Source organism: Burkholderia cepacia (assembly GCF_001718835.1).
Lineage (GTDB): Bacteria > Pseudomonadota > Gammaproteobacteria > Burkholderiales > Burkholderiaceae > Burkholderia > Burkholderia cepacia_F.
The window spans coordinates 2,698,884-2,712,135 of record NZ_CP013444.1; the positions used below are offsets into that span (position 1 = coordinate 2,698,884).

12 protein-coding genes and 1 pseudogene are annotated in these 13,252 nt (G+C 67.1%); 5 read left to right on the top strand and 8 right to left on the bottom strand.

Translation table 11 applies throughout. From position 1 onward, the window contains the following. Positions 1 to 12: 12 nt before the first annotated feature. The 4 genes and pseudogenes from WT26_RS31880 to WT26_RS31895 all read right to left on the bottom strand — a co-directional run bounded on the left by WT26_RS31880 (position 13) and on the right by WT26_RS31895 (position 3,502). Positions 13 to 493 (bottom strand): annotated as a pseudogene (locus tag WT26_RS31880) (thioesterase family protein). A 2-nt stretch (positions 494 to 495) separates the two neighbouring features. Further along, positions 496 to 1,461, bottom strand: coding sequence for an L-carnitine dehydrogenase (locus WT26_RS31885; RefSeq protein ID WP_069274805.1), 966 nt, complete (start codon positions 1,459 to 1,461; stop codon positions 496 to 498). A 78-nt stretch (positions 1,462 to 1,539) separates the two neighbouring features. Further along, a complete protein-coding gene (locus WT26_RS31890) occupies positions 1,540 to 2,469 on the bottom strand; it encodes a 3-keto-5-aminohexanoate cleavage protein (protein ID WP_059904867.1) in 930 nt (309 codons plus the stop codon). Between the two features lie 79 nt (positions 2,470 to 2,548). Continuing rightward, entirely contained in the window at positions 2,549 to 3,502 is a 954-nt protein-coding gene (locus tag WT26_RS31895) for a choline ABC transporter substrate-binding protein (protein ID WP_069274806.1), read from the bottom strand. Between the two features lie 263 nt (positions 3,503 to 3,765). Here WT26_RS31895 and WT26_RS31900 point away from each other — a divergent pair, with 263 nt between their 5' ends. From WT26_RS31900 to WT26_RS31915, 4 genes are all read left to right on the top strand, one after another. After that, on the top strand, positions 3,766 to 4,710 hold the full coding sequence (locus WT26_RS31900) for a GlxA family transcriptional regulator (protein WP_069274807.1): 945 nt from the start codon (positions 3,766 to 3,768) through the stop codon (positions 4,708 to 4,710). Between the two features lie 493 nt (positions 4,711 to 5,203). Beyond that, positions 5,204 to 6,916, top strand: coding sequence for a M36 family metallopeptidase (locus tag WT26_RS31905; protein WP_069274808.1), 1,713 nt, complete (start codon positions 5,204 to 5,206; stop codon positions 6,914 to 6,916). An 80-nt stretch (positions 6,917 to 6,996) separates the two neighbouring features. Further along, positions 6,997 to 8,238, top strand: a complete 1,242-nt coding sequence (locus tag WT26_RS31910) for a M20/M25/M40 family metallo-hydrolase (RefSeq protein WP_069274809.1) — start codon at positions 6,997 to 6,999, stop codon at positions 8,236 to 8,238. Positions 8,239 to 8,373: 135 nt separating this feature from the next. Continuing rightward, entirely contained in the window at positions 8,374 to 8,739 is a 366-nt protein-coding gene (locus WT26_RS31915) for a YbjQ family protein (protein WP_069274810.1), read from the top strand. 24 nt (positions 8,740 to 8,763) lie between these two features. Here WT26_RS31915 and WT26_RS31920 read toward each other — a convergent pair whose 3' ends face one another. The 3 genes from WT26_RS31920 to WT26_RS31930 all read right to left on the bottom strand — a co-directional run bounded on the left by WT26_RS31920 (position 8,764) and on the right by WT26_RS31930 (position 11,226). Then, positions 8,764 to 8,961, bottom strand: a complete 198-nt coding sequence (locus WT26_RS31920) for a hypothetical protein (protein WP_042588464.1) — start codon at positions 8,959 to 8,961, stop codon at positions 8,764 to 8,766. 26 nt (positions 8,962 to 8,987) lie between these two features. After that, complete coding sequence (locus tag WT26_RS31925) at positions 8,988 to 10,310, bottom strand: MFS transporter (RefSeq protein ID WP_069274811.1); 1,323 nt, start codon at positions 10,308 to 10,310, stop codon at positions 8,988 to 8,990. Positions 10,311 to 10,383: 73 nt separating this feature from the next. Next, positions 10,384 to 11,226 carry a class II aldolase/adducin family protein gene (locus tag WT26_RS31930; protein WP_042588466.1) on the bottom strand — a complete coding sequence of 281 codons (843 nt, stop codon included), beginning with the start codon at positions 11,224 to 11,226 and terminating at the stop codon, positions 10,384 to 10,386. Positions 11,227 to 11,347: 121 nt separating this feature from the next. Between WT26_RS31930 and WT26_RS31935 the strand changes: the two genes are divergently transcribed. Further along, a complete protein-coding gene (locus WT26_RS31935; RefSeq protein WP_042588467.1) occupies positions 11,348 to 12,256 on the top strand; it encodes a LysR substrate-binding domain-containing protein in 909 nt (302 codons plus the stop codon). A gap of 13 nt (positions 12,257 to 12,269) precedes the next feature. On the opposite strand, the gene WT26_RS31940 is transcribed toward WT26_RS31935, so the two are convergent. Then, entirely contained in the window at positions 12,270 to 13,160 is an 891-nt protein-coding gene (locus WT26_RS31940; RefSeq protein WP_069271594.1) for a LysR substrate-binding domain-containing protein, read from the bottom strand. Positions 13,161 to 13,252: the final 92 nt, after the last annotated feature.

Sequence of the window (13,252 nt, forward strand, 5' to 3'; positions counted from 1 at the left end):
TCGCGCGCCGCGCTAGCGGTGTGGCGGCAAGCCGATCACGCGGCCCGCATACGCAGGAGCCGCGCACTCGCGCTGCAACGCATGCAGCGCGGCGAGCTGCGCGGCCACGTCGTCGTCGAACGGCGCCGATTTCGCGCCGTCGCGCGTATCGACGTGCAGCAGCATCTGCTCGCTCGCCGATACCGCATCCTCATGCCCGTCCGCGAACAGCTCGAGATACAGGTGCAGCCGCTTCGCGTCATGCGCCAGCACGCGCGCATCGACACGCACCTGCGTGCCCTCCTTGATCTCGTGCAGGTAGTTCACGTGCGCTTCGAGCGTGTAGACCGAGCGGCCCCGCTCGCGACGCATCGTCGAGGCCGATGCGATCCAGCAGCGCATCGGTCGCGAAGCTGAAGATCAGCAGGTAGAACGCATCGCGCAGGTGGCCGTTGTAGTCGACCCATTCGGGCCGCACCACGTCGCGGTATATCGTCAGCGGAGTATCCGTCATATCTAGTCCTCGAATCGCATCCCGTGCCGCGCCTTCACCGCGGCGATCGACTTCAGCACCTCGGTGATGCACTCGTCGCGATAGCGCTCGAGTTCCTTGATGCTGCGCGTGCCCTGCTGTTCGGTCGTGCCTTCGACGACGCTGTCGATCAGCGCATCGGTGAGCGTGGGCGCGACCAGTTTCGTCCACGGCAGTTCGAGCGCGGGGCCGAACTGCTGCATGAAGTGTCGCATGCCCGCGTCGCCACCGGCGAGCGTGTAGGTCAGGAAGGTGCCCATGAACGACCAGCGGATGCCCGCGCCGAAGCGGATCGCGTCGTCGATCTCGCCGGTCGTCGCGACGCCTTCGTTGACGAGGTGCAGCGCCTCGCGCCACAACGCTTCGAGCAGCCGGTCCGCGATGAAGCCCGGCACTTCCTTGCGCACGTGCAACGGCCGCATGCCGAGCTTGCGATAGATCTCCATCGCGCCTTCGACCGCTTCCGTCGACGTGCGCGCGCCGCCGAGCACCTCGACGAGCGGCAGCAGGTAGACGGGATTGAACGGGTGGCCGACCACGCAGCGCTCCGGATGCGTCGCCCGCGCGTAGAAATCCGTCGGCAGCAGGCCCGACGTCGACGACGCGATGATCGCGTCGGGTTTCGCCGCGCGGCTGATCTGCTCGTGCAGTTCGAGCTTCAGCGCCTCGCGCTCGGGCGCGCTTTCCTGGATGAAATCGGCATCGGCGACGCACGCCTCGATCGTCTCCACGAAGCGCAGCCGCGCGGGATCGGCGCCGGGCTCGAGGCCGACGCGCTCGAGCGCGGGCCACGCGTTCGCGACGTTCGCGCGCAGCCGTTCCTCCGCGCCCGGCGCGGGGTCCCAGACGACCACGTCGAGACCGTGCGCGAGCGCGCGGGAAATCCATCCGCTGCCGATCACGCCGGTGCCGATGGCGGCGAACGTCTTGATGTCGGTCTTCACAGCCATGTCAACGCATCCTTGAAATCGGGTGAAGTGAGACGGCGGGCTTCGCGTCGAAGCCGCCGCCGTCCTGCAATGGAAAGGTCAGGCGAACTCGACGACCGCTCGGCGTTCGAGCGGACGCTCGCCCCGCGCGGGCAAGCCGAGCTTGCGGCGGCCTTCGGCCGGCGTCAGCACACGGCCGCCGAGCCGTTCGACGATCTCTCGCGCGCGCTCGACGAGCGTGCCGTTGGTCGCATGCACGCCGCGATCGAGCCAGATGTTGTCTTCGAGGCCGACGCGCACGTGGCCGCCGAGCAGCATCGCCTGCGCGACCATCGGCATCTGCATGCGGCCGATCCCGAAGCCCGCCCAGTGCGCACCCGGCGGCAGGTTGTCGACCATCGCCTTCATCGTGCCCGTATCGGCCGGCGCGCCCCACGGAATGCCGAGGCACAGCTGGAACAGCGGCGGATCGTCGAGCAGCCCTTCCTTCAACAGTTGCTTCGCGAACCAGAGATGGCCCGTGTCGAAGATTTCCAGCTCCGGCTTCACGCCGAGTTCCTGGATGCGCTTCGCGCCGGCGCGCAATTGCGCGGGCGTCGACACGTAGATGTAGTCGCCGTCGCCGAAATTCAGCGTGCCGCAGTCGAGCGTGCAGATTTCGGGCAGCAGCTCCTCGACATGCGCGAGGCGCGTGAGGCCGCCGACCAGGTCGGTGCCCTTGCCGAAACGCATCGGGTCCTCGCCCGGGCCGATCTCGAGATCGCCGCCCATGCCGGCCGTCAGGTTGATGATCACGTCGACGTCGGCCGAGCGGATCCGGTCGACCACCTCGCGGTACAGGTTCGGGTCGCGGCTGCCGCGCCCCGTCTGCGGATCGCGCACGTGGCAGTGCGCAACCGTCGCGCCGGCCTTCGCGGCCTCGATCGCGGCGGCCGCGATCTCCTTCGGCGTGACCGGAATCGCCGGATGCTTGCCGACCGTATCGCCCGCGCCGGTGACGGCGCAGGTGATGATGACTTCGTGGTTCATGCTGGTTGCCTCGCTTGACTCGGGTTGTGTCGCATTGCGGGTGTTTCGTCAGGGCGCGCCGCGCGCGGCGCGCGGGCCGTCACAGGCCGAGATACGCCTTCACGGCCGGCAGCCCGTCCTTGCCGTCGAACGTCTTGACGCCCGCGAGCCACGGATCGAGCACCTGCGGGTTCTTCTTCAGGTACGCCTTCGCGGCGTCGGCCGGCTTCGTCTTGTTCATCACCGACTGCATCAGCTGGTTCTCGAGCTGCGTCGAGAAGCGCAGGTTCGTGACGAGCTTGCCCGCGTTCGGGCAGCGCGCGATGAAGTCGGGCGCCGTCAGCGTGTACACGCGCGCTTCGCCGTAATTCGGCCCGAACGCCGCGTCGCCGCCGGACAGGTAGTTCATGCTCAGCTGGATGTTCATCGGATGCGGTTCCCAGCCGAGGAACACGACCCACTTCTTCTCGCGGATCGCGCGCTCGACCGTCACCAGCATCCCGGCCTCGCTCGATTCGACGAGCTTGAAGCCGCCGAGCCCGTACTGGTTCGTGTCGATCATCTTCTGGATCGTCGCGTTCGCGCTGCTGCCCGGCTCGATCCCGTAGATCTTGCCGTCGAGTTCGGCACGGTGCTTCGCGATGTCCTCGAAGGTCTTCAGGCCGGCCTGGTATTCGTAGCTCGGCACCGCGAGCGTCGCCTTCGCGCCCGCCAGGTTCGGCGGTTCGACGACGTTGATCGACTTGCTGTCGAGGAACGGCTGGAGCTGCTTCTGCTGCACGGGCCACCAGTAGCCGAGCGACACGTCGAGCTGCTTGCTCTTGAGACCTGCGAACGAGATCGGCACCGACGCGATCGTCGTGGTCGGCTTGTAGCCGAGCGCCTCGAACACGGTCGACGCGAGCGCCGTGGTCGACGTGATGTCGGTCCAGCCGATATCCGCGAAACGCACGGTGCGGCAGGTCACGGGGTCCGCGTCGGCCTGCGCAGCGGTCGACCACACACCTGCCGCCAGCAAAGCCGCGCAGAGCACGGCGATCGTTCTCGACTTCATGGTTCCCTCCCGGTTCGACTCAGTGAGCAGCGGGTGTGCGGGATGCGTCCCGGCCTGCATCGTGGACTCAAAAGTAACGGGCCATATTCGCCGCAAGGCGACCGCCGGCGACATTTTCTTGACTGGGTGCGACTATGCGGAGAAACCACTAGATCGACTGGCGGCCTTGTCGGGCGGGGACGAGCGGCCGGTCGAATATTGTCCGCGCTTGTCCCGTTGCGCCGCCGGCGCTACGCTGCGGTCGTCCAACCCTGCCCGCCACCATGCCCGAGGATTTCCACTTCCTGCTGCTGCCCGGCTTTTCCGCGCTCGGCTTCATGTCCGCGGTCGAACCGCTGCGCGTCGCGAACCGCTTTCGCACGGAGCTCTACCGCTGGCACGTGATCAGCGCCGACGGCGCGCCCGTCGCCGCGAGCAACGGCATTCCGGTCGCCGCGGAGGCCGCGTATGCGGACGTCGAGCGCGTCGGCACGGTGTTCGTCGTCGCCGGCTTCGATCCGCTCGTGTGCTACACGCGCGCGATCGGCGACTGGCTGCGCCGCCAGCACCGTCATGGTGCAACGCTCGGCGGCATCGACACGGGCAGCTTCGTGCTCGCGGAAGCCGGGCTGTTCGACGCGTCGCAGCCGCTCACGCTGCACTGGGAAGCACTGGCCGCGTTCCGTGAACGCTACCCCGGCCTGAATGCGACGCAGGAGCTGTTCGAGATCGACGACCGGCGCATCACGTGCGCGGGCGGCACCGCGTCGATCGACATGATGCTCGACCTGATCGGACGGCGGCACGGCGCCGATCTCGCGGCGGCGATCTCCGAGCAGTTCGTGGTCAGCCGGATCCGGCAGCGCTCCGACAGCCAGCGGCTCGAGATCGCCGCACGCTACGGCGTGCACAACCGCAAGCTGATCCAGGTGATCGGCACGATGCAGCGGCACATGGAAAACCCGCTCGGCTCCGATGCGCTCGCGCAGGAGGTGTCGATCACGCGGCGCCAGCTCGAACGGCTGTTCAGCGCGACGCTGAACGACACGCCGACGCACTTCTACCTGAACCTGCGGCTCGATCGCGCGCGTGAACTGCTGCAGCAGACCGACATGAGCATCACGTCGGTGTGCGTCGCGTGCGGGTTCGAATCGCCGTCGCATTTCTCGCGCACGTATCGCGCGCGATTTGGCCTGAGCCCGCGCAGCGACCGTCGCGCGCTGCGCTGACGCGCCCGCGCACAAAACAGCGGAATATTGCGCAATTCCGCATCATTTCCAGCCGCTCGATGAACAATCACGCCAATTGCTCGACGAATCGAAGCGTGCTTCGAAAATAATTTGCAATGTTCACGAAAATGTTCTGTAACATGTAAAAAAAATAGATAGGCAGCCTAACGAGGCGAACACGCCGGCCGACGCGAGTCGAGCATGCAGGCTGCCACTCCAACTTTGATCCGAGGGGTATGACATGACGATGCTCGATTCGCCGTCGCCGCACCTGCCTGCCGTCCGTTTCTCCCCGTCTTTCGCCGTCCGGCGGTCCGTTCGCATTCCACCTCTTTCCTGTTTCGCTTCGACCTGACGCTTAGCTCTCCTTAGTCAGTCGCAGCGCCGCAACGCGCGTCGACGCGCCGGCTTTCACAAGCCGGCGCGCGGGCCGTGTCGTGCCTGCGCCTCGCGAGGGCGCGGGCTTCCCCAACCGTTGAATCGAGGATCACGTATGCAGACATCACGCAAAGCACTGCCGTTGGCACTGAGCATCGCGCTGGGTTTCGGCGTCGCAACCAGCTCCGCCGCCGACCACAAGAACGGGGACCCGCAGGCGTCGAGCCTGCGCGAAAGCCTGACACGCGGCGTCGCGCCGCCGGCCGCGAAATCGGATGCGCCGAACGGTCAGTTCCGCGCGGACGGCGTCGCCGTCACGCTGTACAACCCCGCGTATCGCGCGAAGAAGGCCGCCGCGACGCCCGCCGCCACTGCGCGCGACTTCGTCGCGTCGCAGGCCGCGCAGCTCGGGCTCGACGCGACCGCGCTCGCGAGCCTCGTCGTCACGTCGGAGCGCAGCGACGCCGACTTCACCGTCGTGCGCCTGCAGCAGCAGGCAGCCGGATTGCCCGTGTACGGCAGCGACATCGCGGTGACGGTCGCGAAGGACGGCCGCATCCTCTATGTCGCGAGCAACACGATCAACGGCGTGGTCGCGAAGTCGGGCAAGACGCAGGCCGTCGACCAGCAGCAGGCACTCGACCGCGCACGCGCGTATCTCGGCGTGAGCGGCTTCACGAACCTGGATGCGCAGCTCGTCGCCTTCGTCGACAAGGCCGGCACGCATACCGCGTGGAAAGTGCGCGGCCGCCCGAACGACGGCCCGAAAGGCGACTGGGAACTGCTGATCGACTCGGGCAGCGGCGAAGTGCTGCGCGCCGAGGACAAGGCGTTCTACGCGACCGACGGCACGGGTTTCGTGTTCCGGCCCGACCCGCTGTCGCCGACCAAGAGCAGCTACGGCAGCACGGGCTACAAGGACGGCAACGACGCCGATTCGTCGCAACTCACCGCCGCGCGCGTGCGCGTGACGCTGAAGGATCTCGCGCAGTCGGGCTCGACCTACAAGCTCTCCGGCCCCTACGCGTCCTGCGTCGATTTCGACGCGCCGCGCGACAACGCATGCCCCGTGCAGTCGACGCCCACGTTCGAATTCACGCGCGGCAACCTGTATTTCGAGGCGGTGAACGCGTACTACCACATCGACACGTTCCTGCGTTACGTGAACCAGACGCTCGGCATCAAGGCGCTGCCATACCAGTACACGGGCGGCGTGCAGTACGATCCGCACGGCGAATCGGGCGACGACAACTCGTCGTATTCGTCGAGCAGCGGCCGGCTGACCTTCGGGCAAGGCGGCGTCGACGACGCGGAGGACGCGGACGTCGTGATCCACGAGCTCGGCCACGGTATCCACGACTGGGTGACGAACGGCGGCCTGTCGCAGCAGGAAGGGTTGTCGGAAGGCACCGGCGACTATCTCGCCGCCGCGTACAGCCGCGACTTCAACCAGTGGAGCCCGTCGGATGCGCAGTACCACTGGGTCTATAACTGGGACGGCCACAACGAGTTCTGGGGCGGCCGCGTGACCAACTGGAACGTCGGGCGCACTTATGCGCAGGCGCGCGGCGCGGAGATCCATACGGCCGGCCAATACTGGGCGTCGTGCAACCTCGTCGCGCGCGACGCGATCGGTGCGCAGGCGATGGACAAGGCGTTCCTGAAGGGGCTGTCGATGACCAACAGCTCGACCAACCAGAAGGCCGCCGCGCAGGCGGTGCTGACGGCCGCGTCCGCGCTCGGCTACAGCAACGCGCAGCTCACCGCGATCGGCAATGCGTACAACCAGAGTTGCACGTACGGCGTGACCGTACCGAAGAAGTCGTAATCCCGCAGCAGGCGGGGGCGCATCGCACGACCTGCGAGGCGCCCCGATTTCTCGACATCACTACCCTGATGAGATCGAACATGCCTACTTCATCGCTGAAACAATTGAGCGCCGCGCTGGGCGGCATGCTGCTGACCGCCGCCGCGCACGCGACGCCGGTGTGGATCACGCTCGGCGACGGCGCCTACCGCCAGCTGCAGCGCATCGATGCCGGCGCGACGGCGCGGTACACCACGACGGTCCCGGCCGGCCAGGCCGCCGACGGCACCGCCCGCCGCGACACCGTCCACGTCGTGCAGGTCGACGACGCCGTGCTGGGCGAGCTCGCGCACGCGGTGCACCGCAGCCGCGGCCACGGGCCCGGCTATGTCGTACACGACTCGTTCGACGACGCGCGCCAGGCACTGCAGCCGCTGCCGCTCGCGAAACAGGCCGCGCCCGAGTACAAGGTCGCGGACTCCCAGCAGATCCGCAACTGGGTCCAGCAGCTGCAGGCCAGCAACATCGTCGGCACGATCACGTCGCTGTCCGGCTTCACGAACCGCTACTACACGACGTCGCACGGCGTCGCCGCGTCGGACTGGCTCGCGCTGCAGTGGAAACAGCTGGCCGGTTCGCGCGCCGACATCACCGTCGAGCAGTTCTCACACACGGGCTTTCCGCAGAAATCCGTGATCCTGACGATCCGCGGCAGCGATCCGGCCGCGGGCACCGTCGTGCTCGGCGGCCACCTCGATTCGACGGTCGGGCGCACGACGGAAAACACGCGCTCGCCCGGCGCGGACGACGATGCGTCGGGCATCGCCAGCCTCACCGAAGCGCTGCGCGTGCTGCTGGCGAACAACTACCGGCCGAAGCGGACGATCAAGTTCGTCGGGTATGCGGCCGAGGAAGCCGGCCTGCTCGGCTCGAAGGCGATCGCGAAGCAGTTTCGTACGCAAAACGTGAACGTGGTCGGCGTGCTGCAGCTCGACATGACGAACTACAAAGGCGACCCGAAGGACATCTACCTGATCACCGACTACACGAACGCGTCGCAGAACACCTACCTGACGAACCTGGCGAAGACCTACCTGCCGGAACTCGCGATCGGCACGTCGCAGTGCGGGTATGCGTGCTCGGATCATGCGTCGTGGAATGCGCAAGGGTATCCGGCGTCGTTCCCGTTCGAGGCCGATCAGAACGACAGTCCGTATATCCATACCGTGAACGACACGCTGGAGAATTCGGACCGGCAGGCGAACCACGCGCTGAAGTTCGGCAAGCTGGCGCTGGCCTACGCGGTCGATCTCGGCGACGGCGGCACGGCAGTGAGGCCATGACGGCGCGCGGCTGAGCCGCTCGCAGGCGCGAAAGCGAAACGGGCGCAAAACGGGCGCGAGCGGCTGTTCGCGCCCGTCGTCGCATCCGATAGAATCACCGCTCGCTTTCCACGCGCCGCCGTGCGCCCATCGACCATGAAAGATACCGACCGCTCCCTCGACGACCTCGCGCCCGAACGCGTGACCACCGCGTTCGACCTGCCCGGCCACACGACCGTTCGCTCGCTCGGCGTCGCACAGGGCATCGTCGTGCGCTCGCGCTCGATCGTCGGCTCGTTCGGCGCGTCGCTGCAGACGATCTTCGGCGGCAACATCACGCTGTACACGTCGCTGTGCGAAAAGGCCCGCCAGCAGGCCTTCGACAAGATGCTCGCCGACGCGGGCAAGCTCGGCGCGAACGCGATCGTCGCGATGCGCTACGACTCGACCGAGATCGGTTCGGGTGTCACGGAAGTCATCTGCTACGGCACGGCCGTGCGGGTGGCGCGCGCGCCGGCGTGAATCGGGCGGGCGCGCATGCCCGTGTCAAAACAATCGCGCCATCGCCTGCAGCAGCGCATCGCCAAGCGGCGTGACGCGCGGCAGCGCGAACGCTGACGCGCGATCCTCCACCTTCACCAGCTCGCGTTCGAGCAGCACGTCGAGCTCGGCCCGGCCGGGATCGACCCGGCCCGGCGCGTCCTTGACCAGCATCAGCGTCGCAAACTCGTGTGCACTCAACATGTCGATCTCCTGTCCGCGCACGCCGCTCAACGGTTCACCAGCCGCTTCGGCAGCGCGAGCACGAGCAGTCCGCCGATCGCGAGGCACGCGGCGAGCGTATAGACGCCGAGGTCGGTCGAGTGCGTCTTGTCGATGATCCACCCGATCACGTAAGGGCTCACGAAGCCCGCGAGATTCCCGAGCGAATTGACGACCGCGACGCCGGTCGCCGCAGCGGCGCCAGCCAGGATGGCGGTCGGCAGGCACCAGAACTGGCAGAGCGTCGTCATCACGCCCATCGTCGCGACCGTCAGGCCGATCATCGCGAGCGTGACGTTGCCGCTGCCGGCCGACACCGCGAGCACCCAGCCGGCGGTGCCGATCAGACCCGGCACCGCGACGTGCCAGCGACGCTCGCGCCGCGCATCCGAGCTGCGCCCGACGCAGATCATCGCGATCGCCGCCGCCGCGTAGGGCACCGTCGTGAGCAGGCCGATGGAAAGCGTGTCCGTCACGCCGGAGCCCTTGATCAGCGTCGGCAGCCAGAAGCCGACGCCGTACAGGCCCATGATGAAGAACAGGTAGATCCCGCTCAGCACCCACACGAGCGGATGCGTGAGCCCGTCGCGGAACGAATGGGACGGCGCGCCGCACGCGTCCATCGCGATGTTGTGGATCAGCGTGGTCTTCTCGTCATGGGTCAGCCATTTCGCCTGTTCGATGCCCTTGTCGAGGAACAGGACGACGACCACGCCCAGCACCAGCGAAGGCACCGCTTCGAGCAGGAACAGCCACTGCCAGCCCGCGAGACCGTGCACGCCCGTCATCGCATGCAGGATCCAGCCCGACAGCGGGCCGCCGAGCACGCCGGAAATCGGAATGCCCGTCATGAAGAGCGCGATGATCTTGCCGCGCCGCTCGGCCGGATACCAGTAGGTCAGGTAGAGGATCACGCCGGGGAACAGCCCCGCTTCGGCCAGACCGAGCGCGAAGCGCAACGTATAGAACAATGCGGGCGTCTTCGCGAACATCATCGCCGCCGAGATGACGGCCCATGTGATCATCACCCGCGCGATCCACATCCGCGCGCCGACCTTGTGAAGGATGACGTTGCTTGGCACTTCGAACAGAAAGTAGCCGATGAAGAAGATGCCCGCGCCGAGCCCGTATATGCTCTCGCTGAAGCCGAGGTCCTTCAGCATCTGCAGCTTGGCGAAACCGACGTTCACCCGGTCGAGGTAAGCGGCGACGTAGCAAAGGAACAGCAGCGGGATCAGGCGCCAGGTGACCTTCGAATACAGCGCCGCTTGCGCATGCTCGGCATCCGTGAAGGTGCGGGGCGGCGCGATGGCGTGCCTCGACGTAATCATGTGTGTCTCCGGTTTCGTGTGATCGTCGGCACGCGCACTTCGGCCGTGCCGCTCAGGCGGGCAGCCGTCGGCGTCAGTCGAACATGTCGGGCTGCGTATTGACGAGCTGGTCCCAGATCGCCTGGAAGTGCAGCCAGCCGATGTATTCGCTGCCGACGTGCTCGCGGCTGTAGCGCGCGCGGTCTTCCGGCACGAGCCGCGGCTTGATGCCGGTTGCCTCGATCAGCAATTGCTGCCGGCAGCAGCGCTCCAGCGCGATGAACCAGAACGCGGCCGCTTCGATGCTGTGCCGGCTGGCCGTCAGCAGCCCATGGTTCTGGTGAATCGCCGCCTTGACGCCCTTGAACGCACGCGCAACCTTGTGCCCGGTCCTCACCTCGACCGCGACCTGGCCGGCTTCGTCGCCGATCACGACGTGATCCTCGAAGAACGCCGCCGCGTCCTGGCTGATCGGCGCAAGCGGCTTGGCGAGCGCCGCGAACGCCGTGCCGTACACGGTATGCGCATGGCACATCGCGACGATGTCGGGATGCGCGTCGTGCACGGCCGCGTGCAGCACGAATCCCGCGCGATTGATCGCATGGCGACCTTCGACCACGCGGCCTTCATGATCGGCGAGGATCAGGTTCGACAGCCTGACCTGCGAGAAATGCACGGCCATCGGGTTGGTCCAGTACAGCTCCGGATGCTCCGGATCGCGCACCGTCAGGTGTCCTGCGAAACCGTAATCGAAACCCTGCAGCGCGAATGCCCTGCACGCGCCGACCAGGCGCTCCTGCAGATGGCGGCGATGCTCGGCATGCGTGGAAAAGGCAGGCAACTGCGGAAAGATCAGACCTTCCTGCTCGGGCTGGTAGATCGACACGCGACCCTTCAGGTCGATGGTTTTGAGGGGATGATCGATTACGTCAGACATGTTCGTTTCTCGAAGCGATTACCGTTTGAACGAGACATGATGGTCGTGTCAGGATCGCGCGTTGACAATCGATCGTTGTTCATGAAAACATGAATCACATTCACCTGTTTGGGGTGCCGGCTTGCGCAGACTGCCTAATTTCGTGCTGTTGCGGGCCTTCGAAGCAGCCGCCCGGCTGCACAGCTTCGCGCTCGCCGCGCAGGAACTGCACCTGACCCCGTCCGCAATCAGCCATCAGGTCAAGGAGCTGGAGCAATACTTCGGCCGCGCGTTGTTCATCCGGCGCAATCGCCGAATCGAGCCGACGCCGGAAGCGCTGCGCCTCGTCGACACGCTGGGCCGCGTGTTCAGCGTGATCGAATCGGCTTGCGCCGAAGTGTCGCTGGCGCCGGCGTCACAGGTGCTCGCCGTGCATTGCGCGCCCAGCTTCGCCGTGAAGTGGCTGGGCCCGAGGCTGCCGGCGTTCGCTCAACTCCATCCGCGCATCACCATTCGACTGTCGACCGGCCCTGAGCCGCTCGATCTCACACGAGTCCAGGATGTCGACGTCGCGATTTCATATGGAAGCGCGCCCAACCGGCCGGGAATCCACACGGTGTCGCTCGGGCGCGAGCGTCACGTGCCGATGTGCGCGCCGCGCCTGCTTCACGAAGCGAGTGACGTCCGACAACTGCTCGATCAGGCGACGCTTATCGACACGACGTTGAGCGCCGTGACGTGGCGTGACTGGTTCAACGCAAACGACATGCCGATGCCCGATCGGCCGCGGCCTTCGTTCGACCGCGCCGCGCTTGCGGTTGCCGCGGCGGTCGACGGGATGGGGCTCGTGCTCGAAAGCGTCCGCTTCGCCGAGCGCGAGCTCGCGCGGGGCGACCTCGTCGAAATCGGCGGGCCGTCCTTCGTCCAGTTCGAGCGCGAAACGCACTTCGTGTCATGTCGCAGCAGCGAGCTGCACTTGCCGAAGCTGGTGGCGTTCCGGCAATGGCTGTTGGACGAGGCGGGCGGAGAACCGGATGCGCCGGCGCGTTGAGCGCGCGCTTCGCTCAAGCCGCCCCGCGCGCATGCGCGGCAACCGCGCTGCCGAGCGGCCGCATCTCGAACTCGTCGCGGATCGTCTGCGCGAGCTCGCGCACGAGCGCGCCGCCGGTATCGTGCATCAGCACGTATTCGACGCTCGGGAGCGGCGGCAGGCCGTCCGCCGCCGTCAGCTCCCGCAACCCGTCGTCGATCGCGCTGCGCGGCAGCGGCGTCACCGCGAACCCGGCCCGCGCCGCCGCCTTCACGCCGGCCATGCTCGGGCTGACGCACGCGATGCGTGACGCGACCTCGGCGCGTGCGAGCGCCGTGAGCGCCGCCTCGCGGAACGGACATGGCTCGGGAATGCACGCGAGCGGCAGCGCGCCGTCCGGCAACGGCTCGTGGCGCGCGAACGCCCACACGAGCGGCTCGGCGCCGAGGCGGATGCCCCGCTCGCCGCGTTCGCAACGGCTGCCGACCACCAGATCGAAGCGTCCCGCGTCGAACGCCTGAACCAGATTGCCCGGCACGTCGACGGCGAGCTCGAGCGCCAGCCCGCGATGACGCGCGCCGAAGCGGCGCAGGATGTCAGGCAGCCAGCCGCACGCAAACTCGTCCGACGCGCCGACGCGCAGCCGCCCCGGTGCGCCCGCGCCGCCGAGACAAGCCCTGGCCTCGGCGCTGAGATTGAGCATCGCGCGCGCATAGCCGAGCAGCAGCATGCCCTGGTCGGTCAGCGACACGGTGCGGGTATTGCGCATCAGCAGCATGCATCCGGCCTGCTCCTCGAGCCGCGCGACCTGCGCGCTGACGGCGGACTGGCTCAGATGCAGCCGGCGCCCCGCGCCGGTAAAGCTGCGCGCGTCCGCGACCGTGACGAAGGTGTGGAGCAGTGCGGTGTCAAGTGGCGCATTCATTCATCACCAAAACGGGTAAGTCAGAACAATTAATATCGTTTCCGGATGATACGTCGACCCGCTAGCCTTGTCGCTGTCTTCGCGAGCATCGG